Raw genomic sequence first — 1,360 nt, forward strand, 5'->3', positions numbered from 1 at the left:
GCACTTAGAACGCTCTCCTACCACTGACATCAAAGATGTCAATCCACAGCTTCGGTGATACGTTTAGCCCCGGTACATTTTCGGCGCAGAGTCACTCGACCAGTGAGCTATTACGCACTCTTTAAATGGTGGCTGCTTCTAAGCCAACATCCTGGTTGTCTAAGCAACTCCACATCCTTTTCCACTTAACGTATACTTGGGGACCTTAGCTGGTGGTCTGGGCTGTTTCCCTTTTGACTACGGATCTTATCACTCGCAGTCTGACTCCCATGGATAAGTCTTTGGCATTCGGAGTTTGACTGAATTCGGTAACCCGTTGGGGGCCCCTAGTCCAATCAGTGCTCTACCTCCAAGACTCTCACAACATGAGGCTAGCCCTAAAGCTATTTCGGAGAGAACCAGCTATCTCCAGGTTCGATTGGAATTTCTCCGCTACCCACACCTCATCCCCGCACTTTTCAACGTGCGTGGGTTCGGGCCTCCATTCAGTGTTACCTGAACTTCACCCTGGACATGGGTAGATCACCTGGTTTCGGGTCTACAACCACATACTAAACGCCCTATTCAGACTCGCTTTCGCTACGGCTCCGCCTTATCAGCTTAACCTTGCATGGGATCGTAACTCGCCGGTTCATTCTACAAAAGGCACGCCATCACCCGTTAACGGGCTCTGACTACTTGTAGGCACACGGTTTCAGGATCTCTTTCACTCCCCTTCCGGGGTGCTTTTCACCTTTCCCTCACGGTACTGGTTCACTATCGGTCACTAGGTAGTATTTAGCCTTGGGAGATGGTCCTCCCAGCTTCCGACGGAATTTCACGTGTTCCGCCGTACTCAGGATCCACTCAAGAGGGAACGAAGTTTCAACTACAGGGTTGTTACCTTCTTCGACGGACCTTTCCAGGTCGCTTCATTTACTTCGTTCCTTTGTAACTCCGTATAGAGTGTCCTACAACCCCAAGAGGCAAGCCTCTTGGTTTGGGCTAATTCCGTTTCGCTCGCCGCTACTCAGGAAATCGCATTTGCTTTCTCTTCCTCCGGGTACTTAGATGTTTCAGTTCCCCGGGTCTGCCTTCAATATCCTATGTATTCAGATAAAGATACTGTTCCATTACGAACAGTGGGTTTCCCCATTCGGAAATCTCCGGATCAAAGCTCACTTACAGCTCCCCGAAGCATATCGGTGTTAGTCCCGTCCTTCATCGGCTCCTAGTGCCAAGGCATTCACCGTGCGCCCTTTCTAACTTAACCATTAGCGAATAAATGGTACAACATAAAGTTGTGTTATTTATTGGTTTGATTAAAGAAAAGTTTCACTTTTCCTCAGCAATTACTGTTATCTAGTTTTCAAAGAACAAT

The 1,360-nt window shown here is 48.4% G+C and carries 1 rRNA gene; it reads right to left on the reverse strand.

What is annotated here, in order from left to right:
• Positions 1-1,252 (reverse strand): 23S ribosomal RNA (locus tag ACRPLY_RS26740); the annotation flags it as partial.
• Between the last annotated feature and the right edge of the window lie 108 nt (positions 1,253-1,360).

It is taken from the genome of Priestia sp. TGN 0903, from assembly GCF_050846855.1.
GTDB classification, from domain to species: Bacteria; Bacillota; Bacilli; order Bacillales; family Bacillaceae_H; genus Priestia; species Priestia zanthoxyli.